Annotated in this window: 26 protein-coding genes; 16 read left to right on the forward strand and 10 right to left on the reverse strand. The window is 71.6% G+C overall.

Going from position 1 to position 24,476, the window contains the following annotated elements; genetic code table 11:
- Window positions 1-24: 24 nt before the first annotated feature.
- The 6 genes from AB0G74_RS14625 to AB0G74_RS14650 all read right to left on the reverse strand — a co-directional run bounded on the left by AB0G74_RS14625 (window position 25) and on the right by AB0G74_RS14650 (window position 3,887).
- Window positions 25-1,353 carry an MFS transporter gene (locus tag AB0G74_RS14625; RefSeq protein ID WP_361145229.1) on the reverse strand — a complete coding sequence of 443 codons (1,329 nt, stop codon included), beginning with the start codon at window positions 1,351-1,353 and terminating at the stop codon, window positions 25-27.
- Window positions 1,350-1,838, reverse strand: coding sequence for a MarR family transcriptional regulator (locus tag AB0G74_RS14630; protein WP_361145231.1), 489 nt, complete (start codon window positions 1,836-1,838; stop codon window positions 1,350-1,352). The genes AB0G74_RS14625 and AB0G74_RS14630 overlap by 4 nt, the downstream gene beginning before the upstream one ends.
- Window positions 1,839-1,943: 105 nt before the next feature.
- Window positions 1,944-2,624 carry a hypothetical protein gene (locus AB0G74_RS14635; RefSeq protein WP_361145234.1) on the reverse strand — a complete coding sequence of 227 codons (681 nt, stop codon included), beginning with the start codon at window positions 2,622-2,624 and terminating at the stop codon, window positions 1,944-1,946.
- 122 nt (window positions 2,625-2,746) lie between these two features.
- Window positions 2,747-3,379 (reverse strand): hypothetical protein, encoded by a 633-nt coding sequence (locus AB0G74_RS14640; protein WP_361145237.1) that lies wholly within the window; start codon window positions 3,377-3,379, stop codon window positions 2,747-2,749.
- Window positions 3,376-3,555: a hypothetical protein gene (locus tag AB0G74_RS14645; RefSeq protein WP_361145240.1), complete on the reverse strand. Its 180-nt coding sequence runs from the start codon at window positions 3,553-3,555 to the stop codon at window positions 3,376-3,378. The genes AB0G74_RS14640 and AB0G74_RS14645 overlap by 4 nt, the downstream gene beginning before the upstream one ends.
- Window positions 3,552-3,887, reverse strand: coding sequence for an ATP-binding protein (locus tag AB0G74_RS14650; protein ID WP_361145325.1), 336 nt, complete (start codon window positions 3,885-3,887; stop codon window positions 3,552-3,554). Before AB0G74_RS14650 ends, AB0G74_RS14645 begins: the two co-directional genes overlap by 4 nt.
- A 509-nt stretch (window positions 3,888-4,396) precedes the next feature.
- Between AB0G74_RS14650 and AB0G74_RS14655 the strand changes: the two genes are divergently transcribed.
- The 12 genes from AB0G74_RS14655 (at window position 4,397) to pstB (ending at window position 17,441) form a co-directional block, all read left to right on the forward strand.
- On the forward strand, window positions 4,397-5,266 hold the full coding sequence (locus tag AB0G74_RS14655) for a helix-turn-helix transcriptional regulator (protein WP_361145243.1): 870 nt from the start codon (window positions 4,397-4,399) through the stop codon (window positions 5,264-5,266).
- Complete coding sequence (locus AB0G74_RS14660; protein ID WP_361145246.1) at window positions 5,257-5,481, forward strand: DUF397 domain-containing protein; 225 nt, start codon at window positions 5,257-5,259, stop codon at window positions 5,479-5,481. Before AB0G74_RS14655 ends, AB0G74_RS14660 begins: the two co-directional genes overlap by 10 nt.
- A gap of 137 nt (window positions 5,482-5,618) precedes the next feature.
- A complete protein-coding gene (locus AB0G74_RS14665; protein ID WP_361145249.1) occupies window positions 5,619-6,302 on the forward strand; it encodes a GntR family transcriptional regulator in 684 nt (227 codons plus the stop codon).
- Window positions 6,303-6,524: 222 nt separating this feature from the next.
- The gene (locus tag AB0G74_RS14670) at window positions 6,525-7,052 is read left to right on the forward strand and encodes a hypothetical protein (protein WP_361145252.1); all 528 of its coding nucleotides are present in this window, start codon (window positions 6,525-6,527) and stop codon (window positions 7,050-7,052) included.
- A 112-nt stretch (window positions 7,053-7,164) separates the two neighbouring features.
- The gene (mshD, locus tag AB0G74_RS14675) at window positions 7,165-8,112 is read left to right on the forward strand and encodes a mycothiol synthase (protein ID WP_361145254.1); all 948 of its coding nucleotides are present in this window, start codon (window positions 7,165-7,167) and stop codon (window positions 8,110-8,112) included.
- 413 nt (window positions 8,113-8,525) lie between these two features.
- Entirely contained in the window at window positions 8,526-10,754 is a 2,229-nt protein-coding gene (locus AB0G74_RS14680; protein WP_361145257.1) for an RNA degradosome polyphosphate kinase, read from the forward strand.
- A gap of 382 nt (window positions 10,755-11,136) precedes the next feature.
- The gene (locus tag AB0G74_RS14685) at window positions 11,137-12,129 is read left to right on the forward strand and encodes a CHAD domain-containing protein (protein ID WP_361145328.1); all 993 of its coding nucleotides are present in this window, start codon (window positions 11,137-11,139) and stop codon (window positions 12,127-12,129) included.
- Window positions 12,130-12,212: 83 nt separating this feature from the next.
- Window positions 12,213-12,611 carry an NUDIX hydrolase gene (locus AB0G74_RS14690; RefSeq protein ID WP_361145330.1) on the forward strand — a complete coding sequence of 133 codons (399 nt, stop codon included), beginning with the start codon at window positions 12,213-12,215 and terminating at the stop codon, window positions 12,609-12,611.
- Between the two features lie 573 nt (window positions 12,612-13,184).
- Complete coding sequence (pstS, locus tag AB0G74_RS14695; protein WP_361145260.1) at window positions 13,185-14,315, forward strand: phosphate ABC transporter substrate-binding protein PstS; 1,131 nt, start codon at window positions 13,185-13,187, stop codon at window positions 14,313-14,315.
- 233 nt (window positions 14,316-14,548) lie between these two features.
- The gene (gene pstC / locus AB0G74_RS14700) at window positions 14,549-15,559 is read left to right on the forward strand and encodes a phosphate ABC transporter permease subunit PstC (protein WP_361145262.1); all 1,011 of its coding nucleotides are present in this window, start codon (window positions 14,549-14,551) and stop codon (window positions 15,557-15,559) included.
- Window positions 15,556-16,635, forward strand: coding sequence for a phosphate ABC transporter permease PstA (gene pstA / locus AB0G74_RS14705; RefSeq protein WP_361145265.1), 1,080 nt, complete (start codon window positions 15,556-15,558; stop codon window positions 16,633-16,635). Before pstC ends, pstA begins: the two co-directional genes overlap by 4 nt.
- Window positions 16,636-16,664: 29 nt before the next feature.
- Entirely contained in the window at window positions 16,665-17,441 is a 777-nt protein-coding gene (gene pstB, locus AB0G74_RS14710; RefSeq protein ID WP_358823212.1) for a phosphate ABC transporter ATP-binding protein PstB, read from the forward strand.
- Between the two features lie 285 nt (window positions 17,442-17,726).
- On the opposite strand, the gene AB0G74_RS14715 is transcribed toward pstB, so the two are convergent.
- Both AB0G74_RS14715 and AB0G74_RS14720 read right to left on the reverse strand, forming a co-directional pair.
- A complete protein-coding gene (locus AB0G74_RS14715) occupies window positions 17,727-18,728 on the reverse strand; it encodes an inorganic phosphate transporter (RefSeq protein WP_361145268.1) in 1,002 nt (333 codons plus the stop codon).
- 5 nt (window positions 18,729-18,733) lie between these two features.
- A complete protein-coding gene (locus AB0G74_RS14720; RefSeq protein WP_358823215.1) occupies window positions 18,734-19,354 on the reverse strand; it encodes a DUF47 family protein in 621 nt (206 codons plus the stop codon).
- 305 nt (window positions 19,355-19,659) lie between these two features.
- On the opposite strand from AB0G74_RS14720, the gene AB0G74_RS14725 reads away from it, so the two are divergent.
- Window positions 19,660-20,022 carry a metal-sensitive transcriptional regulator gene (locus tag AB0G74_RS14725; RefSeq protein ID WP_361145271.1) on the forward strand — a complete coding sequence of 121 codons (363 nt, stop codon included), beginning with the start codon at window positions 19,660-19,662 and terminating at the stop codon, window positions 20,020-20,022.
- Between the two features lie 320 nt (window positions 20,023-20,342).
- Here the strand turns inward: AB0G74_RS14725 and AB0G74_RS14730 are convergent, their stop codons facing one another.
- Window positions 20,343-20,519 (reverse strand): hypothetical protein, encoded by a 177-nt coding sequence (locus AB0G74_RS14730; RefSeq protein WP_358823217.1) that lies wholly within the window; start codon window positions 20,517-20,519, stop codon window positions 20,343-20,345.
- A gap of 80 nt (window positions 20,520-20,599) precedes the next feature.
- Window positions 20,600-21,457: a hypothetical protein gene (locus tag AB0G74_RS14735; protein ID WP_361145274.1), complete on the reverse strand. Its 858-nt coding sequence runs from the start codon at window positions 21,455-21,457 to the stop codon at window positions 20,600-20,602.
- Between the two features lie 270 nt (window positions 21,458-21,727).
- Here AB0G74_RS14735 and AB0G74_RS14740 point away from each other — a divergent pair, with 270 nt between their 5' ends.
- From AB0G74_RS14740 to AB0G74_RS14750, 3 genes are all read left to right on the forward strand, one after another.
- Complete coding sequence (locus AB0G74_RS14740) at window positions 21,728-21,946, forward strand: hypothetical protein (protein ID WP_361145277.1); 219 nt, start codon at window positions 21,728-21,730, stop codon at window positions 21,944-21,946.
- Between the two features lie 206 nt (window positions 21,947-22,152).
- Window positions 22,153-23,760: an FAD-dependent oxidoreductase gene (locus AB0G74_RS14745; protein ID WP_361145280.1), complete on the forward strand. Its 1,608-nt coding sequence runs from the start codon at window positions 22,153-22,155 to the stop codon at window positions 23,758-23,760.
- Between the two features lie 351 nt (window positions 23,761-24,111).
- On the forward strand, window positions 24,112-24,366 hold the full coding sequence (locus tag AB0G74_RS14750) for a hypothetical protein (RefSeq protein ID WP_361145283.1): 255 nt from the start codon (window positions 24,112-24,114) through the stop codon (window positions 24,364-24,366).
- Window positions 24,367-24,476: the final 110 nt, after the last annotated feature.

The following is a 24,476-nucleotide window of genomic DNA, read 5'->3' on the forward strand; positions in this document are numbered from 1 at the left end:
TCGGCGCGTCGGCTCCCCCGGCCCTCAGGGGGAGCCGACGGGCTCGGCGCCGGGTCTGCCGTCGGAAGCGGCCTCGGCGACACCCTGATCCAGTCCCGCCGGGCTCGGTCCCGCCGGGTCCGGCAGGCAGTACTCCCGGAGCGGCCGGTTGGCCACCGCGACCAGGGCGACCGCCAGCACCGCCGAGAGCCCGCCGGTGACCAGGGAGAACGACGCGGAGGTGGCGGATGCCACCGCACCGCCCCGGAAGTTGCCGAGTTCGGGACCTGCGACGCCGATGACGTGCTCCATCGAGGAGACCCGGCCCCGGTAGGCGTCCGGGGTCTCCAGTTGGAGCACCGAACTGCGGCTGATGACCGAGGTGGTGTCGGCGGCCCCGGCGACGGCCAGACAGCCGAGGGCCAGCCACAGGGGCCCGGCGAGTCCGAATCCGGCCAGGGCGAGTCCCCACACCCCGGCCGCGAGCAGTTGGGTCCGGCCGGCGCGGCGGCCCCGGGTGATGGTGCCGGAGAGCAGCCCGGCCGTGATCCCGCCGACCGCCACGGCCGACAGGAAGAGGCCGAGGGTCCGTGGATCGCCCCCGAACCGGGCCTCGTTGACCAGTGGGAAGAGCGCGATCGGCATGGCGAGCAGGGTCGCGGCCAGATCGGTGGCGAGACAGCCCCAGAGCGTCGGCCTGCGCAGGGCGATCCCCCAGCCACCGGGCTCGGCCCGCCGTCGGCCGCCCGCCGCGATGCCCTCCGGCCGCATCGCGGGCAGCCGGATCAGGGCGAGCGCCGCGACGGCGACGGCCGCCGCCTGGACGGCGTAGGCGGCGGGGAAGCCGCCCCGGGCGATGATCAGCCCGGCCACCGCGGGCCCGGCCAGCATCGCCGCCTGGAACGAGATGTTGTTCAGCGCCAGACCGGCCGGGACCTGGTCCCCGGGCAGCAGCCGGACCGCGAAGGTACGCCGGGCGGGGGCGCCGAGCGCGCCGCAGGCGGCCGAGAGGGCGATCAGCGCGAAGAGCACCGGCACACTGCGGTTGTCCGCCAGCGCCTGGGCGCACAGCCCGGCGGCGGCCAGGAGTTGCCCGACGGTGGTGGCGCGTACCACCGCCCGGCGGTCGACCGAATCGGCCAGCACCCCGCCGAGCAGCCCGAACACCACCATCGGCACCCCGGTGGCCAGCCCGATGGCCCCGGTGCCCAGCGGGCTGCGGGTCAGCTCCCACACCTGGGCGAGTACGGCCACATTGGCGATCTGGCCGCCGAGTTGGGAGGCGGCCAGGCCGATCACCACATCGCGGAACGGCGGGCTGGTCCGCAGCGGCCGGAGGTCGACGAGCCGTCCGCCCCCGCTCGTCCCGCTCATTGCGGCGGCTCGATCAGATGGTCGAGGACCCGGCGCCGCATGGGCCGCCTGGCCAGTGCCCGCCGTACGTCGGCGACGACCGCGGTCATCGCGTACGGGGTCTCCCGGTCCAGCTCGGCGACGGTGGCGTGGGTGGCCCGCCACTCGGCCTCCAGGAACGGCACCAGGGACCGGCCGTACTCGGTGAGGGCGATCCGCCGGGTCCGGGCGTCGGGCCCCGGCTCGGAGCTGACCAGCCCCTCCTTGCGCATGGCTGCGACGGTCTGGCTGATCGCCGAGTGGGAGCGGTTCAGGGACTCCGCGAGTTCGCGGATGGTGAGCGGCCCGGTATGCGCGAGCCGGATCAGCGGATAGGCGAACCGGGGCCGTACGCCCTGGATGCCGTGCTCGGTGTAGACCTGCTCGATCTCGGCGTCCATGGCGGCCAGCAGTTCGTGCAGGGCGTGCCAGGGGTCGGGCAGTTCGGTCGGATCGGAAACTGTCACAGCGCTAATATAACAGCGCTGTGACAATTCTGTCCGGTGAGGAATCCGGTCATAAAAATGACCCGCCCCCTGTATGAGTCAGGGGGCGGGTCACCAGTCGGCCGGTCAGACCAGCGGATACCCTCTCGGCACCACCTGGAGGGTGGCCATCAGCTCCTCCGCCAGGGTCGCCACCTTCCGTGTGTGCGCCATATTGCGCCAGGTGAAGGAGGCCAGCACCAGACTGCGGAAGCCCGGCGGAAGCACCGCGTACGTCAAAGACCCGGTGTCGTGCCGGACCAGTCCGAGCAGTTGTCGCGTCCGCACCTGGGAGAGGACCCGGACGGCGGGCCCCGCGGGCAGATCGGGGTACGTCACCTCGGGCGTTCCAGCGGTACCGCCACCGGCCCAGTCCAGCAGCAGCGTCCTGGCCTGGTCGAGTCCACGCCTCGGCGGATCCGGGTCGTCCGCCGCGTCGGTATCGTCCACCGCGCCCGTCTCCTGCTGATCGAGATAGGTGTCGATCACGAAGTCGGCGACGGCCTCGCCGGTACCGGAATAGAAGACGGCGGCCATTACGGGCCCGTCGGCGTTCAAGTCCATGGCCCGATCGGCCACATCGTCGAAGAGCGCCTGCTCCTCGATCCTCAGTCCACGCGGTCCGTAGACTTCCACGGCCCGCCTGGCCAGCGCCTCCGCCTCGGTGCGGACACCCGTCGCGAGTGTCAGATCGACCCATCCGGGGCCGAGCCCGACACAGCACACGAGTTCTTCGACCGGGGGAGCATGTTCGTCCTGTGCGGTCACAATCCCTGTACTACCAGAGGGGGGAGCGCGCTGTCCGTGGTTACGCGATTCAGGCTTGTTGGCTGAAACGTTCCGTACGGGTTCGGCGTGATATCGGCACCGGACCGTCCTCGCCGACCGGGTCACCGAGCCGTTTCGGCGGCCAGATCGACCACGGCGCACCCCATCAGCCGGGTCACGGCGAGATCGGCCAGCAGCCAGGGCAGCCGGGGGTCCTCGTGGGGCAGTTGTACGGGTTCCCCGGCGGGCCGGAGGTCCGTGGTGTGCAGGACGCCCCGATAGCCCCAGGCTCGGGGGTAGCGGACCCGTACCGCCGTATGCCCCCGGGCGAGGGCCGGGCACTGCGCGACGGCGAGCAGCGCGCACGGATCGGGGCAAAGGGGCGGCCCGAGCACCAACGCGTCCTCCGCCGGATGGTCCGCCGCCCCGGGCAGCAGCCATAACAGCCCGCGCGGCGACGGCGGCGGCCGGCGCCCGCAGATCTGGCAGAGCAGCAGATCGGCGGCGTGGTGCTGGCGGCGGGGGTCGACCTGGTCGTAGAGGGGCCGCCCGCCGCCGCCCGGCGCGCGCCGGGCGCGTCCCCGGCCGAGCAGCACACCGTCGTACGTCCGGTCCCGCACGCCCTCGTCGGCGTACGCGATCCCCCGCCCACCGGGCGCGAGAACCAGCGGCTCCGGCAGGGTCGGCCCCCCGGACCAGGGCGTTATCCAGGGCACGACGCGCCCCTGGAACCGGGGCAGCTCGGGTCGGTTCACCGGATCACCTCGACATCGCGGGCGCGGGGCGCGCCGGTGTAGGCGTCGAGGATGTGCTCGGGGCAGACGACGACCCCGGGCCGCACCTCGACGGCGGCGGTGGTCTCCCGCGCACAGACCCGGCACACGCAGGCGCGCGGCGGCGGGAGTTCGGCGAGCAGGCTCTCGGTCTTCACGCGCCACCACTCCCGGCGGATACGGGGATCCGGCTCCACACGGTCAGCCCGTCGGCGCTGATCCCCCACCCCGACGAGAGCGCGGCGACGATGACGAGCCCCCGCCCGCTCTCGTCGCCGACCCCGGCCCGCCGATGCGCCGCCAGAACCGGATCGCGCCCGGTCACCTCGACGCAGATGTCCCGCCCGGAGCCGGTCACCCGAAGCGCCACGGGCCCGCGCCCGTGCCGGACGGCGTTGGTCACCAGCTCGGAGACGACCAGCTCGACGTCGTCGACGACTCCGGGGGCGTGCCCCCATCGACCGAGTCGGCCGCGAGCCAGCCCCCGCATCTCCCGCACACACAACTCGTTTGTCTCACAAATGACTTCGAATGCGTCACCGCCCGCCGGACGCGCCGTGGGCGGCATATCCCCGACCGTCGCGCCGGGCCGCCACAGCGTGTGGTTCGGCCTGGTGAGTCCCATCGCCCTACCTCCGTCGGGGATGCGGGCCCGCGCGGGGCGCGGGTCCTCGTGGGGTTCGACGCGGCTTCCCGTACCGGCTGTCGACGGGGCGCGTCCGCGGCCCGGAGCCGCCCGGGACGGTGGGACCGTTCGGGCGGGCGCAGACGAAGGCCGCACGGCAGGCATCTCCACCAAACCGCCCAACTACCGTGCGGCATGTGCGATTTACTGTGCAAGCGAACTCTCGGAGGCGTCGAAAGTGGCACATGCCAGGACACCGGACAGGGGTCTCTCCGAGAGCGGACAGGGGGTGTCGGGGCCCGGCACAGGGGCCGTCGCGACACCTGGCACAGGTCACGTTGAGCACCGACAGGACCGGGGAAAGGGTTAGGACAGTGGCAGCAAAGCGTGGAGCGACATTCCGCCGCCGCGAGCTCGGCAAGGAGCTTCGAAAACTTCGGGAGGAGAAGGGCATGACACTGCAATCGGTCTCCGACGCGCTCGGCTTCTCGCACTCGAAGCTGGCCCGCGTCGAGGTCGGTGAGAACGATCTGCCGCGCGTGGCCGACCTACAGCGGCTGATCGCCCATCTCGACCCGGAGATGAGCGAAGACGACCAGGAGACCCTGCTCCGGCTGCACCGGGAGTCCCTGAGCAAGGAGCCGTGGACGCCGTACAAGGCGTACATGCCGTCGAAGATGCCGACGTTCAGGGGGCTGGAACAGGACGCGACGGTGATGCGGGCATGGCAGCCGTCCTTCGTCTACGGACTGTTGCAGACCGAGGACTACTCGGCGGCGCTCTACCAGATCGCCAAACCGGTCGACGAGACCACGACCGAGTACATCGAACAGAACGTCCGGCTGCGGATGGAGCGGAAGGAGCTGATCACCCGCTCCGAGAACCCGCTGGAGCTGCGGGTCATCATGGACGAGGCGGCGGTTCGCCGGATCGTCGGCGGCTACGACATCATGCGCGCCCAGCACCGGGAGATCGTGGAGCTGGCCGAGCTGGACAACGTGACCGTCCAGGTCCTCCCGCACGATGTCGTCACCTATCGAACGGAGAGCAACTTCACGCTGCTCGACTTCGCCGAAACCCTGGCCCCGGTCGTGCAGACCGACATGTGGAACACGATCAGCGTCACGGACGAACGACGTGAGGTTCTACGGAGCGTCCGCCGCTTCGACGCCATGCGTGACAGCGCCCTGCCCCCGGCCAAGACGGCCGGGTTCCTCGAACAACTCACACGAGAGTGGACGTAGCCATCAACACCAACAACACGGCTTCCGAGCCGACCTGGTTCAAGTCTTCTTACAGCAACGACTCCGGAGGCAACTGCGTCGAGATCGCGGACCTCAGCGACGGCATCGGCGTCCGCGACTCCAAGACCCCCAGCGGCCCGGCCCTCCGGTTCACCCCGAACGCCTTCGCCCACTTCCTGACCACCACCAAGCAGACCGCACCCGACCAACACTGACCCACCGGTCATATGAAATGGCCCGTCTCCCCCGGCCCATAACTGGGGGAGACGGACCATCGCCATCAGCCCTACCCACCGGCACCCTCCGATACCGTCGATTCACCTCATTCCACGAAAATGTCGAGGGAGTCGAGATGGCGGGCACGGTCACCGGCATGGTCGCGTACATCAAGGCACGTATCGACCGGAGCACCCTGAAGGCGGGTGAACAACTACCGCCGACATCTGCCCTGATGAAGCAGTTCGAGTTGAGCGAGAGCGGCGTTTACCGAGGCATCTCCCTCCTGAAGGCGGAGGGCTATGTCCATGGCAAGCAGGGCAGGGGTGTATTCGTCTCCGACCGGCGGAAACTGATCTCGGGCCCTCAACGGATCAACAGCGGAATCACCCAGCAGGGTGAGACGATCGACCACAAGAGCAGCCTGCGGATTCCGGCTCCGCCGGACTGGGTCGCCGAACACCTCGGGCCGGGCGAGTGCGTCAACCGGGTCCGTACCGTCAACCGCGATGATCTCGTCCTTCAGGCGTCCCAGTCCTGGGTGCACCTCTCGGTCGCCGAGTTCGTCCCCGAGATCGAGGAACCGCGAGCGCTCGACCCCACCTGGCAGGCGGTCTACCAGGACAGGTCCGGCCTCACGGTGGCCGTCGCCTCGAAGACCGTGAATGCCCGGATCACCAGCCCGGAGGACCGCGAGGCCCTCCGCCTCGACCATGACGCGGCCGTCCTGGTCATGCGCAGCGTGTATATGACGGGGAATACGGTGATCGGGGTCGGTGAGGGTGTCTACGCGCCGGGGCACCCGATCGTCATCGGATAACGCCGGGGCCTGCTCAGGCCCCGTCATCAGGCCCATCCCGACCGAGGAGACCATGAGCGACACCCGGACGATCACCGCAGACGAGCAGAGGCAGGCCCACCTCATCAGTCGCCTCATGTGACCGGAGACTTCGATGAGGATCGAGCCGGGTCCTGTTTCCGCCTTCTGGGCCCGTGCGACCCCTCGGTAGGGTGACGCGACTGTCTGGAGGGGGAGTTGAGTATGAAGCGGTCCGCGTTACGAGCGGTAGTCGTCCTGGGCATATCGGGGGCGCTGATCACCGGATGTACCGATTCCGACGGCGGTGAGCGCTCCTCGGGCAGGTCCACAGAACGGACTTCGGCGGAGGAAGCGGCGAGGGCTTCGCGGGCGAAGATCGCCGAAGAGGTGAAGCGCGCCGTCGAGGGGCGCCTTTCGGTGGATGAACTGAAGTACGGGTCCGGCACGAACTCGCCCTGCTCGACGTCGTCGGCTCAGATGTTCGGCGCGAAGTGCCAGGCGGCCGCCGATGCCACATCCGCCGCCGCCGACGCGGCCCTGAACGCGATCAACGGGCGCCGGGGGTTCGCGACGCTCGACGGCGTCGCCCACAAGCTCAAGGACGCGATTCGCAGCTACGACGAGCTGGGCTGCGCCAAGGGGCCGACGGCGGTGAAGACGCGTACCGCCTGTCTCAAGCCTGCCGCCGTCATCGCGCAAGGGTTCTCGGATCTGCGGGACGGCGCCAATATGGGGCTGTCCGGTCAGTAGGTCGTACGAATGACGGCCGCCCGTCGATTTATATGACCGGGGCCGGGGTCGCGTCGGCCCCCGCGACCGGCGCTCCCACGGGAAACGGAACACGTCGCCGTAGGCTTTCCCCATGACGACAGACGGAGTGCTCCCGGAGCCCGGACGGCGGATCGACAGCCTCGACGTCCTCACGGCCGACCAGGCCGATGCCGTACTCGCCCTGCTCGAAGCCGCCACCGCGGCGGACGGAACGCAGGCCGTGTCCGAGCAGGGGCGGCTCCGGCTGCGCGGGGGAAAGCGGGACGGCGTACGGCATCTGCTGCTCTCCGCCGGTGGTGAACTCGTCGGCTACGCCCAGCTGGAGGACGTCGATCCCGTCGAGGCGCCCGCCGCCGAGCTGGTCGTACATCCTTCGCACCGGGGGCGCGGGCACGGGCGGGCGCTGGGGAGCGCGCTGCTCGCCGCGTCGGGGAAGCGGCTGCGGGTCTGGGCGCACGGCGGGAAGTCCGCCGCCCGTCATCTGGCGCAGGTCCTCGGGCTCACCCTCTTCCGCGAGCTGCGGCAGATGCGCCGACCGCTGGCCTCCCCCGACCGTCCCACCGAGGTCCCGGCCGATCTGCCGGAGCCGGTCCTGCCCGGCGGGGTCACCGTACGGACCTTCGTACCGGGTACGGACGACGCGGCGTGGCTCGCGGTGAACGCCGCCGCCTTCGCCCATCACCCCGAGCAGGGGTCGCTGACCCAGCGCGATCTCGACGACCGGATGAACGAGCCGTGGTTCGACCCCCGGGGCTTCTTCCTCGCCGAACGCGACGGCGAGATCATCGGCTTCCACTGGACCAAGACGCACGCCGCCGAGCAGCTCGGGGAGGTTTACGTCGTCGGCGTACGGCCCGACGCGCAGGGCCTCGGGCTCGGCAAGGTCCTCACCGCGATCGGGCTGCGGCATCTCGCCGCACAGGGGCTGCCGACGGCGATGCTGTACGTGGACGCCGACAACACGGCGGCCGTACGGGTCTACGAACGCCTCGGGTTCCGGACCCACGAGGTGGACCTGATGTACCGCACCGAGTCGTAGAGCCCCGAATCCGCCAGGCGCCCGGACCAGCACCAGGCGCCCGGCGTCGCGGACCGGTGCCGGAGTCCGGAGTCGTAGAAGCGTCAACCATGTCCGGGAGCCGTACGCGTACGGACACGTACCGCTCCCGGGCCGCACACGACCGGGGCGCACCCCGGCGCGGCCCCCGGGAAACGCCCGCCCGCCGCACGCCCCCGGGCACCCGAACGGGCCAACCCCGGCCACCGGCCGATTCCCGGACGTCATGTGGTCTTCACCGGCCATTCAGACAGCGCTGGGACCCTCACCCAATGCAGCCATCCGTATCCGGCCCCGCCTTCGGTCCCTCCTCCGGGTCCGGCCCGGAGTCCGTACGAATGCCCGCAGCCCGGTCCGACGCGCCCATCACGCGCCTGACGCGGAAGAATGGGTTCATGAGTCAGCAGCCTGCCGAGGCATCGGTCCAGCACCCCCAGCCGTCCGTCGGCTCCATCGCCGCCCACCGGCCCCACACCGTGGCCGCCACGGTGTCCGATCTGGAACCCGATCTCGACGCCGACCTGGACTCCTACGAGGAAGACCACCACGGCAACGGCGCCGAGCTGCCCCCCGGCCGCTTCCTGGACCGGGAACGCAGCTGGCTCGCCTTCAACGAGCGCGTACTGGAGCTGGCCGAGGACCCGGCGACCCCGCTGCTGGAGCGGGCGAACTTCCTCGCCATCTTCGCCTCCAACCTGGACGAGTTCTTCATGGTCCGGGTCGCCGGACTCAAGCGGCGGATAGCGACCGGTGTCGCCACCCGCTCCGCCTCCGGCCTCCAGCCGCGCGAGGTCCTCGATCTGATCTGGACCAGGTCGCGGGAGTTGATGGCCCGGCACGCCGCCTGCTACCAGCAGGACGTCTCCCCGGCCCTGGCCGAGGAGAGCGTCCATCTGATCCGCTGGCCGGATCTGACCGAGAAGGAGCAGGCCGGTCTCTTCACCCTGTTCCGGCAGCGGATCTTCCCCGTGTTGACCCCGCTCGCCGTCGACCCGGCGCACCCCTTCCCCTATATCTCCGGCCTCTCCCTCAATCTGGCCGTCGTGGTCCGCAACCCGGTCAGCGGCCACCGCCACTTCGCCCGGGTCAAGGTGCCGCCGCTGCTCAACCGCTTCCTGGAGGCGTCGCCGCAGCGGTACGTACCGCTGGAGGACGTGATCGCGGCTCATCTGGAGGAGCTGTTCCCCGGGATGGAGGTGCTGGCGCACCACATGTTCCGGGTCACCCGCAACGAGGACCTGGAAGTCGAGGAGGACGACGCCGAGAACCTGCTCCAGGCCCTGGAGAAGGAGCTGATGCGGCGCCGGTTCGGGCCGCCCGTACGGCTGGAGGTGGAGGAGTCCATCGACCCGTACGTCCTCGATCTCCTGGTCCGCGAGCTGAAGATCACCGACGCCGAGGTCTATCCGCTGCCGGGACCGCTGGACCTGACCGGCCTCTTCGGGATAGCGGCCCTGGACCGGCCCGAGCTGAAGTACCCCAAGTTCATCGCGGGCACCCACCGCGACCTCGCCGAGGTCGAGTCGGCGTCCGCGCCCGATATCTTCATGGCGCTGCGGGAGCGGGACGTCCTGCTCCACCACCCGTACGACAGCTTCTCCACCTCCGTCCAGGCGTTCCTGGAGCAGGCCGCGGCCGACCCTGACGTCCTGGCGATCAAGCAGACCCTGTACCGGACCTCCGGCGACTCGCCGATAGTCGACGCGCTGATCGACGCCGCCGAATCCGGCAAGCAGGTCCTCGTCCTGGTCGAGATCAAGGCCCGCTTCGACGAGCAGGCCAACATCAAATGGGCCCGCAAGCTGGAGGAGGCGGGCTGCCACGTCGTCTACGGCCTGGTCGGTCTGAAGACCCACTGCAAGCTGTCCCTGGTGGTCCGCCAGGAGGGCGAGACGCTGCGCCGCTACTCGCACGTCGGCACCGGCAACTACCACCCCAAGACCGCCCGGCTCTACGAGGACCTCGGGCTGCTCACCGCCGACCCGCAGGTCGGCGCCGACCTCTCCGACCTGTTCAACCGGCTCTCCGGCTACTCCCGCCGGGAGACCTACCGCAGGCTGCTGGTCGCGCCGAAGTCGCTCCGCGACGGACTGGTGGCACGGATCAACAAGGAGGCCGCGCACCACCGGGCCGGGCGCCCGGCCTACGTCCGGATCAAGGTCAACTCCATGGTCGACGAGGCGATCATCGACGCCTGCTACCGGGCGTCGATGGCGGGTGTCCCCGTCGACATCTGGGTCCGCGGCATCTGCGCCATCCGCCCCGGCGTCCCCGGTATGTCCGACAACATCCGGGTCCGTTCCGTACTCGGCCGGTTCCTGGAGCACTCCCGGGTCTTCGCCTTCGGCAACGGCGGCGAACCCGAAGTCTGGCTCGGCAGCGCCGACATGATGCACCGCAACCTGGACCGCAGGATCGAGGCGCTGGTCCGGGTGGTCGACCCGGCCCACCGCGCCGCCCTCACCCGGCTCCTGGAGACGGGCATGTCCGACACCATCTCGTCCTGGCACCTGGGCCCGGACGGCTCCTGGACCCGGCACTCGACGGACGCCGACGGGCAGCCGCTGCGGAACGTCCAGGAGATGCTCATCGACGCGCGGAGGCGCCGGCGTGCACAACCCTGACCCGATCCCGTCCGGCCACCCCGGCCACCCGGTCCGGACCGGCCGTCCCGGCTCGAACGGCCCGTCGGCGCCCGCGCGCCCCGGCGGGCCGCAGGACCCGTTCGCCGCGGTAGCGCCGACGGGACCGGTGGGACCGACCGACCCGCCGGTCACGGGGGCGGTGCCGGGCGCGGTGACGGTACGGGCCCCGGGCGGCGGCCCGGCACCGATCCCGGACCCCGTCCCGGATCCAGCGGCCGTACGGGCCTTCGGCGGGGCGGCGGCCGGGCCCGCCGGAAGCGGCGCGGGCCCCCGGCCGTACGGGGACCCACCGGCCCCGGCCCCTGCCCCGGGCCCCCGTTACGGCGCCGACTCCCCCGCGGGCGACGCCCTCGCCGGGTATCTGCATGCCAGGGCCGCCGACTTCCTGCGCGGACTGCGGCTGTACGAGGAGAGCCGGGCCACCGGCGCCGACGCCGAGGCCACCGAGCGGGCCGCCCGCGCGCTGCGGATGGCGTCCCGCCGGATCGGCGGCACCCTGCACACCTTCCGGCCGCTGCTCGACCCCGGCTGGGCCGACGGGCTCCGCACCGAACTCGCCTGGCTCGCCGAGACCCTCACCCGGGAACACGCCTGCGCCTCCCGGCTCGGCCGCCTGCTCGACGCCCTCGCCCGGCTCTCCGGTACGGCCCCGGCCACGGCGCCGGGCGCCGTACCCGTACCGCGTCACACCGCCCCCGGCCCCGCCGCGGGCCGGAGCGGCGCGCTCGCCGCTGGCACCGCCCGCGCCGGGGCCCTGCTGGAACGGCGGCTCACCCTCGCGAAGACCAGGGCCCACTCCGCGACGCTCGACGCCCTCGGCTCGGCCCGCTTCCACGCCGTCGCCGACGCCGTCGCCCTGCTCACCTCCGACCTCCCCCTCAGGCCACCGGCCGCCGCCCGCGCCGGGGACGTCCTGCTGCCCGTCGCCGACGACGCCGAGCGGCGGCTCGTGGAGGCCGCCGCCGCCCTGCCGCTGGGCCGCGCCGGGCACCCGTACACCGGGGACACCCCGTTCACCGGGCTCCCCGCCGAAGCGGCCCAGGACGCGACCTGGAACCGGGTCCGGCAACTGCTCCGGCTGCACCGCTACGCGCTGGAGGTACTGGAAGCCCTCCGGCCGGGCGCGGCACCGCCCGCCCTCAACCGCGCGAGCGGCCTCCTCGACCGGCACCGCGACGCCGCCGAAGCGGCCGAGGCCGCCGCCGAAGCCGCCGGAACGCCCAGGATCGCCCCGGCGACCGCGTACGCGCTCGGAGTCCTCCACGCCGACCAGCGCCACGAGGTCGAGGCCGTCCGGTTCGCCTTCCAGGAGGTCTGGCCCGGCTCCCTCGCGGTCCGGACGAGGATCCCGTGACCACGCCGCCGCCGGGCGGGCCCCCGGCTCCGGAACCGGACCTCCGGTCGGCGGAGCCGCCCCCGGACCCGGCCGCGAAGCCGATCCTGGCCGGGGGCTGCGTCCTGTGGCGGGCCGCCCCGGGCACCCCCGAGGGCCTGGAGATCTGCCTCGTACACCGGCCGAAATACAACGATTGGTCGCATCCGAAGGGCAAGCTCAAACGGGGCGAGACAGCGTACGCGGGCGCACTGCGGGAGACCCTGGAGGAGACCGGGATGGAGTGCGCGCCGGGGCCGTCCCTGCCCACGGTCCGCTATGTCGTGGAGGGGCGCCCCAAAGAGGTCCGCTACTGGGCCGCCGAGGCCGTCGGAGGCGTGTTCACGCCGAGTGACGAGGTGGACGAGGTGGTCTGGCTCGCGCCCGCGTCCGCCCGGGACAGGCTCAGTCAGGAGCGGGACCGGGACCTGGTCACGGCCCTGCTGACGGCGCTCGACAGCTGAGCGGGCGCCCCCGGCGCACGGCCGGGGCCCGAAGCCGCGCCCGGCGGGGGCCGCCCACGGCCCGGCCATGGGGCGAGAACGCGCCCCGATGGCCCGAACGCGTGCCACTCGTACGGGTAACGGCGGCCACGGCACCCGCCTTCGCGCGCTAGGTTGCGGACGGCGGTGACAGCACCGGCGTACCACCGGTATCACCCCGCCCACCAGCCCGTTCACCAGTTCGTACGCCCATACTTCCGTTCGCCCACCGTCGGGTGAGGGCACCCCCCTACGGCCCGCCGTACCCGAAACCCCGCCGTACCCGCTTCCCCCCACCGTTTCCCCCTCCTCCCCCCTTTTTCTCCGCCTTTCCGTCCCCGTTCCGTACCCTCCCGGCCCCCACGACCGCTGCCACCCAGCCGCCCGACACGGTTCACCTGCCGTTCATCCACCCCCTCGGGGCACTTCACCTGTTCTGCCTAATTTCGGCCCTACGTGGTGACCGGCACCGGGCCGGCTCCCCCCACCCCCGACCCACGCCGCCCGACGTCCCGGCACCGGAACCCCGGCGGCTTCTGGAAGGAACACCCGAAAGTGAAGCTTCAGCGCAAGAACGGGCTTCGCGCCACCGCATTCGGCGCCCTCGCCGTCACCGGGGCCCTGGTCCTCACGGCGTGCGGTTCGGACGACAACACGAACGGCACCGGCAACGGCGGCAAGACCTCCGCCGCGTCGAACATCAAGTGCGACGGCGCCAAGGGCAAGCTGCTGGCGTCCGGGTCCAGCGCGCAGAAGAACGCCATGGACCTGTGGGTCAAGAACTACATGGCCGCCTGCTCGGGCGTGGAGATCAACTACAAGTCGTCCTCGTCCGGTGAGGGCATCGTCGCCTTCACCCAGGGCACGGTCGGTTTCGCGGGCTCGGACTCGGCGCTGAAGCCCGACGAGGTCGCCGACTCGAAGAAGATCTGCAAGACCGGCCAGGGCATCAACCTGCCCATGGTCGGCGGCCCGATCGCGATCGGCTACAACCTCCCCGGGGTGGAGGGGCTGACGCTGGACGCCGCCACCATCGCCAAGATCTTCAACAACAAGATCACCAAGTGGAACGACCCGGCGATCGCCGAGCTGAACAAGGGCAAGGACCTGCCCGACACGGCGATCCAGGCGTTCCACCGCTCCGAGGACTCGGGCACCACGCAGAACCTGGGCAAGTACCTGGGCGCCACCGCCGACGCCGACTGGCCGTACGAGGCCGAGAAGAAGTGGCCCGCCCCCGGTGGCCAGGCCGCCTCCGGCTCCTCCGGTGTCGCGGCCCAGGTCAAGCAGGTCGAGGGCGCGATCGGCTACTTCGAGCTGTCGTACGCGACCTCGCAGTCCATCCCCACGGTCGACATCGCCACCGGTGCCGCCGCCCCGGTCAAGGCGACCTCGGAGAACGCCTCCAAGGCCATCGCCGCCGCCAAGGTCAAGGGCACCGGCAAGGACCTGGCCCTGGAGCTCGACTACGCCACCAAGGCCGACGGCGCCTACCCGATCGTCCTGGTCACCTACGAGGTCGTCTGCGACACCGGCAACAAGGGCGACACCCTCGACACGGTGAAGTCGTTCCTCACCTACACCGCGAGCGACGAGGGCCAGAAGGTCCTGTCGGACGCCGGTTACGCCCCGATCCCGGCCGAGATCAACGCGAAGGTCCGCGAGACGGTCGCCGGACTGAGCTGACGCCGGAACGGCACGGCGCCCGAAGCGCCCGAGGCTTCCGTATCGGCACCCCCGGGGCAGCGCCCCCGGCCCCCGGCCACGGCCCACACCGGGCCCGGCCGGGCCCCGAACGGCGGGGCGGTCACGGCCGGCCGCCCCGCCTCCCGCCCGCCCCCGTCCGCCTCTTCCGTCCGTCCGCCCATCCGGTGCACCGCCGCCAGGGGAGCCCATCCCCCACACAGACCGGAAAGACCATGGCTTCCACGACACCCATAGAACCACTGGACTCCCCGCCCCCCGGGGCGGCCACCGGCACGCTCGCCGCCCGCGGCGGGTCCACCGGCCGCGCGGGCGACAAGGTGTTCCTCGCCCTGTCGCGCGGCTCCGGCATCCTGCTGCTGGTGATCATGGCGTCGATCGCCGCCTTCCTCACCTACCGCACGGCGATCGCCCTCTCGGAGAACGAGGGGAACTTCCTCACCACCTTCGACTGGAACCCGGCCGGTGACCCGCCGGTCTTCGGCATCGCCGTCCTCCTCTTCGGCACCGTCGTCAGCTCGGTGATCGCCATGCTGATCGCGGTCCCCGTCGCCGTCGGCATCGCCCTCTTCATCTCGCACTACGCGCCCCGCAGGCTCGCCGCGCCGATCGCCTACGTAGTCGATCTGCTGGCCGCCGTGCCGTCGATCATCTACGGCATCTGGGGCGCCCTCTTCCTGGTCCCGTACCTGGAGGGGCTCAACCTCTGGCTGGACCAGTTCTTCGGCTGGACGTACGTCTTCGAGAAGACCGAGATCGGCGTCGCCCGCTCCCTCTTCACCGTCGGCGTCCTGCTGGCGATCATGATCCTGCCGATCGTGACCAGCGTCAGCCGCGAGGTCTTCCTCCAGGTCCCGAAGATGCACGAGGAAGCCGCCCTGGCCCTCGGCGCCACCCGCTGGGAAGTCATCCGGATGTCGGTCCTGCCCTTCGGCCGCTCCGGCGTCATCTCCGCCTCGATGCTCGGCCTCGGCCGGGCCCTGGGCGAGACGATGGCCGTCGCGACCGTACTGTCGCCGAGCTTCCTGATCTCCGGACATCTGCTCAACCCCGGCGGCGGCACCTTCGCCCAGAACATCGCCGCCAAGTTCGACGAGGCCAACGAGCTGGGCCGGGACGCGCTGATCGCCTCCGGCCTGGTGCTCTTCCTCCTCACCCTGCTGGTCAACGGCGGCGCCCGCATGATCATCGCCCGCCGCAAGGAGTACTCGGGGGCCAACGCATGAGCCAGACAGTGACCAAGGACAGCGCCCCGGCGCCCGTCAGCGCCCCCGGAACCGGCGCACTCACCGGCCGCTCCCTGCCCCGCTGGGCGCCCCTCGGCTTCGCCGCCGCCGGTACCGCCCTCGGCTGCGGACTCGGCGCGGTCGCCGGCTGGCACAGCGAAGTCCAGTGGGGACTGCTCTCCGCGATCTTCTTCATGGCGATCTCGTACGCCGTCACCTCGGCGGTCGAGAACCGGCGGCAGGCCCGCGACAAGCTGGCCACCAGCATCGTCTGGGTCTGCTTCATCCTCGCCGTGGTGCCGCTGTTCTCCCTGATCTGGGTGACCGTCAGCCGGGGCATCAAGGTCCTCGACGGCTACTTCCTCACCCACTCCATGGCCGGAGTCCCCGGCTTCGAGCCCGGCGGCGGCGTCTACCACGCCCTCGTCGGCACCCTCCAGCAGGTCGGCCTGGCCGCCCTGGTCTCGGTACCGCTCGGCCTGCTCACCGCGATCTACCTGGTCGAGTACGGCAAGGGCGCCCTCGCCCGGGCCGTCACCTTCTTCGTCGACGTGATGACCGGCATCCCGTCGATCGTCGCGGGCCTCTTCCTGCTCTCCATCATGCTGATGTTCGAGCTGAGCCCGTCCGGTCTGATGGGCGCGCTGGCGCTGGCGATCCTGATGCTCCCCGTCGTGGTCCGGTCCACCGAGGAGATGCTGAAGCTGGTACCGAACGAGCTGCGCGAGGCGTCACTGGCGCTCGGCGTACCGAAGTGGCGCACCATCATCAAGGTCGTCGTCCCCACCGCGCTCGGCGGCATCACCACCGGTGTGATGCTGGCCGTCGCCCGGATCGCCGGCGAGACCGCCCCGATCATGCTGCTGGTCTTCGGCAGCCAGCTGATCAACACCAACCCCTTCGAAGGCGCCCAGTCGTCGCTCCCCTTCTACATCTGGGAGCAGTACCGGGTCGGCAGTGAGGCGTCGTACGACCGCGCCTGGGCCGCCGCCCTGGTCCTGATCGCCTTCGTCATGCTCCTCAACCTGGTGGCCCGCGGCATCGCCCGCTGGAAGGCCCCGAAGACCGGCCGCTGAGCGCGGCGACTGGGAAGTGATCTGAACTCATGGCCAAGCGAATCGACATCAGCGGACTGACCGCCTACTACGGCACCCACAAGGCGATCGAGGACATCTCGATGACCGTGGAGCCCCGCTCCGTGACCGCCTTCATCGGCCCCTCCGGCTGCGGCAAGTCCACCTTTCTGCGCACCCTGAACCGGATGCACGAGGTGACCCCCGGCGGCCGGGTCGAGGGCAAGGTGCTGCTGGACGACGAGAACCTGTACGGGTCCTCCGTCGACCCCGTCGCCGTACGCCGCACCGTCGGCATGGTCTTCCAGCGGCCCAACCCCTTCCCGACCATGTCGATCTTCGACAATGTCGCGGCGGGCCTGCGGCTCAACGGCTCGTACAAGAAGAACGAGCTGGCGGAGGTCGTGGAGAAGTCGCTGCGCGGCGCGAACCTGTGGAACGAGGTCAAGGACCGGCTCAACAAGCCCGGCTCCGGCCTCTCCGGCGGTCAGCAGCAGCGGCTCTGCATCGCCCGCGCGATCGCGGTGGCACCGGACGTGCTGCTGATGGACGAGCCCTGCTCGGCGCTCGACCCGATCTCGACCCTGGCGATCGAGGACCTGATCGGCGAGCTGAAGGAACGGTTCACGATCGTCATCGTCACCCACAACATGCAGCAGGCGGCCCGGGTCTCGGACCGTACCGCCTTCTTCAACCTGGCGGCCGTCGGCCAGCCCGGGAAGCTGGTGGAGATCGACGACACCGAGCGGATCTTCTCCAACCCGTCCGTGCAGGCGACCGAGGACTACATCTCCGGCCGCTTCGGCTGAGCCGTACGGCTCCGGACCCGGCTCGGCGCCACCACCACCGGCGCCGCCGCCGCCGGCCGTCCTGCGGTGCTGCATGGCGGTGCCACCGCACGACGAAGGGCCCGCCCCTCCACTTCCCGGGGGGCGGGCCCGCCTCTTTGCCATCGGCGTCTTTCGGGGGCTATCAGGGCCCGGGGGGGGGGCGTTGATACGGCCCGGGGGCGGTCAGCGCCCTTCGGGGGCGTGCTCGCGCCCCACGACAGCGCCCCCGCCACCCCGGCCCCGACACCCCGGGCGTCCCGGGCGTCAGGCGAAGGCCAGCCAGATGATCGCGTAGCCGGCCGCCGCGACCGCCGCCGCCGCGGGCATGGTGATGAACCAGCCCAGAACGATGTTCTTGGCGACGCCCCAGCGGACCGCGTTGACCCGTTTCGTGGCGCCCACGCCCATGATGGCGGAGGTGATCACATGGGTGGTGGAGATCGGCGCGTGGAAGAGGAACGCCGAGCCGAACATGATGGACGCGCCGGTGCTCTCGGCGGCGAAGCCCTGCGGCGGATCCAGTTCGATGATCTTGCGGCCGAGGGTACGCATGATCCGCCAGCCGCCCGCGTACGTACCGAGCGACAGCATCACCGCACAGGCGATCCGCACCCAGACCGGGATCTCGTCGCCGGACTGCTGCACATCGGCGATGACCAGCGCCATCACCACGATCCCCATGGTCTTCTGGGCGTCCTGGAGGCCATGGCCCAGCGCCATCGCCGCGGCGGAGACCGTCTGCGCGATCCGGAAGCCGCGCCGCGCCTTGTTGGGGTTGGCCCGCCGGAACATCCACATGATCGCGACCATCACCAGATAGCCCGCGATCAGACCGACGAACGGGGAGACGAACATCGGGATGATGATCTTCTCCAGCACCCCGGACCAGATGACCTCCGTACCGCCCGCGAGAGCCGCGCCGACCATCCCGCCGAACAAGGCGTGCGAGGACGACGACGGCAGACCGAAGTACCAGGTGACCAGGTTCCAGACGATCGCGCCGAGCAGCGCCGCGAAGAGGATGCCCATCCCCTTGCCGCCGGACGGCGGGGTCTCGATGATGCCCTCGCTCACCGTTTTCGCGACGCTCTGGCCGAGAAACGCCCCCGCCAGATTCATCAGCGCCGCCATCACCAGCGCGACGCGCGGGGTCAGGGCCCGGGTGGAGACGGAGGTCGCGATCGCGTTGGCGGAGTCGTGAAAGCCGTTGGTATAGGTGAAGCCGAGCGCGACACCGATGGTCACGACCAGGGCGAAGGTGTCCACGAAGGTCAGGACTCCTTGACCGCGATGGTCTCCACGGTGTTGGCGACGTGTTCGAAGGCGTCCGCCGCTTCCTCCAGCACATCCACGATCTGCTTGAGCTTGAGCACCTCGATGGCGTCGTACTTGCCGTTGAAGAGGGTGGCCAGCAGTTTGCGGTGGATCTGGTCCGCCTGGTTCTCCAGCCGGTTGACCTCGATCCAGTATTCGGTGAGATTGTCCAGAGTCCGCAGATGCGGCATCGCCTCGGCGGTCAACTCGGCCGCCCGGGCCAGTACCTCGATCTGCTGCTCGACGCCCTTGGGCAATTCCTCGATCTGATAGAGGACGACGAGGTCGACGGCCTCTTCCATGAAGTCCATGATGTCGTCCAGGGACGACGCGAGGGCGTAGATGTCCTGGCGGTCGAAAGGCGTGATGAACGAGGAGTTGAGCTGGTGGAAAATGGCATGGGTGGCGTCGTCGCCCGCGTGCTCCGCGGCCCGCATCCGCTCCGCGATCTCGCTCCGCGAGGAAGCGTCGGCCCCGAGCAGTTCCATCAGGAGCTTGGAGCCCGTGACGATGTTGTCCGCGGAGGCCGCGAACATGTCGTAGAAGCTCGTCTCCCTGGGGGTCAGACGAAATCGCACGTGGGGTCCCTGGGGTGCTTTGGATTCGGACAGGCTGATGCTAGGCGCATTCATCCGGCCACGGCCAACCGGCATTACTCAGTGTCGCCGATGGGGTGCCTTGATCAGCACGGGCCCGGCACCGAAGGTTTTGCGACGATGTCGGCGGGGCGCCCCCGGGGCGGGACGGCGATCCGCCCCGTGATCACGGCCCAGCCGGTACCATATACCCATGAGGGGTATACGAACCCCGCACTGAAGAACGTTTCCGTCCACAGCAGTACGCGCGGTATCACTCCGCGTGTCCACGACCACGGGAGGTCCCGATGACGACCACCGACGCGGCCGGCCCCCCGGTCACCGCGCCCCCAGCCCTCGACGTGCCGGTCACCGACCACGACCTCGGCATTCACGGCTACCACAAGGACAAGGACGAGCACCTCAAGCGGCTGCGCCGGATCGAGGGCCAGATCCGCGGCCTTCAGCGGATGGTCGACGAGGACGTCTACTGCATCGACATACTCACCCAGGTCTCCGCGTCGACGAAGGCGCTCCAGTCCTTCGCGCTCCAGCTGCTGGAGGAGCATCTGCGGCACTGTGTCGCCGACGCGGCCGTCAAGGGCGGCGCCGAGATCGACGCGAAGGTCGAGGAGGCCACGAAGGCCATCGCCCGGATGATGCGTACCTGACGATTACGGTCGGGATCCGGGCGGAATCCGGTCGCCGGTCGCGGTCGGTTCGGTCCCGGGGGCCGACCAGGACCGGGCGGAATCCGGTCGGCCCGTTCGTACGGACGCCGGTGGGGCGGGCACATCGCGAGATGTTCCCGCCCCACCGGCGTCTTCGTACGCTGTCGTGCTCCGCCGTACGCCCTCGTACGGTCGTCATGCGCCTGTCAGTCGACGGCGGCCGGTCGCCGTAGGTCTTCCGGCTGTCATCCGTATCGGTCGGTCCGCGCCGGTCCGTGTCGGTCGCTCCCGGGCGGCCTCGTCGCCGCCGGGGCCGCGGGTCAGTCCTGCCGCGCGAGCGCCGAGCGCTCCGCCGCGACCTTCAGCACCTCGTCGATCCGGGCCGGGCTCAGCCGTTCCCCGTCCGCGGCGGACGCCGCGATGATCAACTCACCACACAGTTCGATCTCGGCGAGGGCCACGTGGTCCTGGACCAACGTCGTACTGGGCGGAGCCACGTGCGTTCACCTCTTCCTCCGGTGTCGACTTCCTAGCGTAGGCAGTGCTCCACGGACCGCGCATGGCACGTCCGGACCATTTAGCTTCTGATCCTTCCGGCGTAGATATCACCCGGATCGGGCAGCCGGACCGTCACCGGCACGCCGAAGTCGTAGAGCGTCGTGGTCGAGGTCACGGCCACGGTGGTGGTGCCATTGCTGAAGCTGAAACGGTGGCGCACCTTCCGCAACCGCCCCTCGTCGTCCACATACGCGTCGAACGGCACGGTCACCGTGGTGAACCCTTTCGCCGCCGCCCTGAGCGCCCCCCGGGCGTGCGGGCGGGCGATCCGGGCCGCCCGGGCGATATCGGCGGTGCCCCGGAAGTGGCGCAGCTCGGTGCCCTCGATCCGCTCGCGGCCCAGGAACGCGACCTCACGGACGCCCCGCAGCAGTTCGGCCGCCGCGAGGGGGTCGGTCGCGCCGCCGGTGACCAGATTGCCGTCCTCCAGGGTCGTGGTGTCGACCCGGACCCACTTGTCGGCGGGCACCCCGGCGCCCCGGTTCTTCATATAAAGGGCCCCCGGTGTGAGGAGTTCGGTCACCGGAAGGTGTTCCTCCGCCCCGGCGGGGTCCCGGGGCAGAACCACCGTCAGCCGCCCGGTCCTGCGCCGGAAGTCATAGCCGCCCTCGCCCCGGATGGTCACCCGGGTCCCGCCCGCCGCGGTCTCCATCGCCGTCCTGGTCCGGGCGCTGCCCGCGCCGAGCAGACCGTCGGCGGCGGCCGTCAGCACCGGATCGCCGGTACCGGGCCGTTCGTCGGCGACGGGCTGCACCTGCGGCCCGGCCGCCCCGCCCTGATCGGCGCGGCCCGCACAGCCGGTGACCGCGATCGCCCCCAGAACGACGGCGGAGACGGCGACCGCCCCGCCCCTGCGTCCGTGCCGCTGCACCACCATGCTCCGCTCAACCCCCAACACCGGACCCGCCGTCCGGTCACGAGAGACCTCCACCCGCTCCCCATAACGACCACACGGACCCTCCGTCACGCGCCCCCGTGCCCCGCCACGCCCGCCCCCGGGGGCGCGTCGGAGCGTTCCCACCCCGGCGGTAGCGCCCGCACGCCGGTGGGGCCGCACACCGTGGACCCGCTTCCGGTGGGAACCGCGCCCGTAGGTACCGGGCGCCCGGGAGGGGCCTCCGGCCGCCGGGACCAGTACCGTGGTGCCGTGCCCTCGCAAGCCTCCACGGACCACGGTCCCGCGCCCGCGCACCACCACCCCCACCACGACACGACCACGGTCGAACGCGGCTCGTTCGCCCTCGCCCGCTGCGTCTGCGGCTGGTACGGGGCCGCCCGCCGGTCCCGCGACCGGGCCCGTACGGACGCCGCCGAGCATCTGACGTCCGCGCACCCGGCCGCCGCGCCGGAGGCCGCGCCTCTGTAGAGCCGCGCACGCCCCCGGCCGGGCGCCCCCGGGTGCGCCGCCCGGAGATGAGACGTACCGCATCGGGGTACGTATCCCCGAGTACGGATCACCGGGCCCGGGCCACCGGACGATCCCGGTGATCCCGGATGACCCCGGATGATCAGCCGACTCGCCGCGCGCCCGTCCCCGCGCGCCCGGCGGCACCCCGAAGGGCGGGAGGCCCCATGGACCGGCGCGCGCTGCTCGCCTCGGCGGCGGCCGTTCTCGCCGCGAGCGCCGGATGCACCCCGAGCGGAGGCGATGGTTCCGCCGCCCCTTCCCCTTCCGTACCGGCGCCCCGCTCCCCCTCGCCCACGGCCGGCCGGTCCGTACCGGCCCACGGCGGGCGGCCCGGCCGCGCGCCCCGCTGGCGGGCTCTCGGCGAGGGTCTCGACGGACGGCTGGTCCTCCCCGGCGACGCCGACTACGCCACCGCCCGCCAGCTCTACAACACCCGCTTCGACCGGCTGCGGCCCGCCGCCGTGGCCTATGCCGAGGGGGTCGAGGACATCCGGGAGTGTCTGCGGTTCGCCCGCGACCACGGGGTCCGGGTCGCGATCCGGGGCGGCGGCCACTCGTACGCGGGCTGGTCCTCCGGCGACGGGCGGCTGATCATCGACGTCTCACCGCTGGACACCGTCACCGCGGACGGCCGGGACGCCGTCGACGTCGGCGCCGGGGCCCGGCTGATCGGCCTCTACCGGACCCTGGACCGGGTGGGCCGTACCGTACCCGCCGGATCCTGCGCCTCGGTCGGGGTGGCCGGGCTCGCCCTCGGCGGCGGACATGGTGTCACTTCCCGGGCGTACGGTCTGACCTGCGACAACCTCATGGCCGCCACGATCGTCACCGCCGACGGCACGGTCCGGGAGGTCGACGCCCGCCGGGAGCCCGAACTCTTCCGGGCCCTGCGCGGCGCGGGCAACGGCAACTTCGGCGTGGTGACCGGGCTGCGGTTCCGTACCCATCCCGCGCCCGACGTGGTCACCGGCTATCTCACCTGGCCGTGGGCGCGGGCGGCGGCCGTACTGGCGGCCTGGCAGCGCTGGGCGCCCGAACTGCCGGACGAGATCTGGTCCGGCTGCCATCTGGGCGCGGCCCCCGGCAGGGGCGGCCGGGTCGAGCCCACGCTCTCCGTCTCCGTACTCTCCCTCGGTACCGAGGGCGCGCTGCGGAACGCCGTCGACCGGCTGGCCGACGCGGCGGGCGCGTCCGCCTCCGGCGTCTTCCTGCGGCCCAGGACCCATCTCGACGCCATGCTCGGCTACGCGGGCTGCGCGGCCCTCGGCGACGAACAGTGCGCCCTGCCCGGCGCCACCCCCGGCCGCAGCCGGGCGGGCGCGCTGCCCCGGGAGACGTACGCCGCCTCGTCCGACTTCTACGACCGGGTACTGCCCGGGCCCGGGGTCCGGGCGCTGATCTCGGCGGCCGAGGCGTTCACCCGGCTCCCCCGGGGCCGGGGCGAGGCGACGATCCAGCTGACGGCGCTGGGCGGCGCGGTGAACCGGGTGGACCCGCGGGCCACCGCGTTCACGCACCGCCGGTCCCGGGTCCTGGCCCAGTACACGGCGGCCTGGGCACCGGGTACGGCGGGCCGCGCCGAACAGGAGTGGCTCAGCCGGACCCGTACGGCACTGCGGCCGTGGGCGTCGGGGGCGGCGTACCAGAACTACACCGACCCCCGGCTGACGGACTGGCGGCGGGCCTACTACGGCCGGTCGGCGGACGGGCTGGCCCGGCTGAAGTCCCGGTACGACCCGGACCGCGTCTTCGATTTCCCCCAGGCGCTGTAGGTCCGGGCGGGGGGGGCGTTCGCGGCCGGGGTTCCGGGGCATGACGGGGTCCTCGGGCCGCCCGGTCCGTCGCTCGAACGGGTGTACCCGGATGGCGGGGCGCGGGCGGCGCAGGTGAGCTGGGAGCAAGGGGTGGCGCAGAGGTCCCCGGCGGACGTCCCGTCACCCCGTGGTCGTACGCCGCCCCGTCCCTCTGTTGTACGGGCCCGGCGGCCGTCCGGGCCCGTAGGCCCCGCTTCGCCCGCCCCGCTCCGTACGAACCGGACCGCCCGCCCCGCTCCGTACGCACTGCTCCGTACGAACCGCCGTCCGGACGATCGCCCGGACCGTCACCGATCTGAGGACCCCGCCATGCCCGGAACCCCGGCCCCGGCCGCCGCCGCCCGAATAGCCGCTCTCACCGCCGTCACCGCCGTCACCGCGTTGGCCGTGGCGCTGCCGGTGAGCCCGGCAGCTGCGGCTCCCGGACCGTCCTCGCAGGTGGCCGCCAAGCCGGACGGTCCGATCGAGAGCTCCCTGTCGGTGGGCGCGACGGGCATAGCCGTGGCGGCGGGCACGGTCTTCATCGTCCGCCGCCACCAGCGCCGCCAGCGCGGCCGCCGCTGACTCCCGGCCCGGTCCGGTCCCGGTCCCGTACGCCTCCGGGCAGCCGAAAGGCCCGGAGCCGTACCGCTGTGGCGGCGGGCTCCGGGCCCTTCCTCGTACTCGTGTCCGCC

Source organism: Streptomyces sp. NPDC020875 (genome assembly GCF_040641415.1).
In the GTDB taxonomy this organism is placed as follows: Bacteria; Actinomycetota; Actinomycetes; order Streptomycetales; family Streptomycetaceae; genus Streptomyces.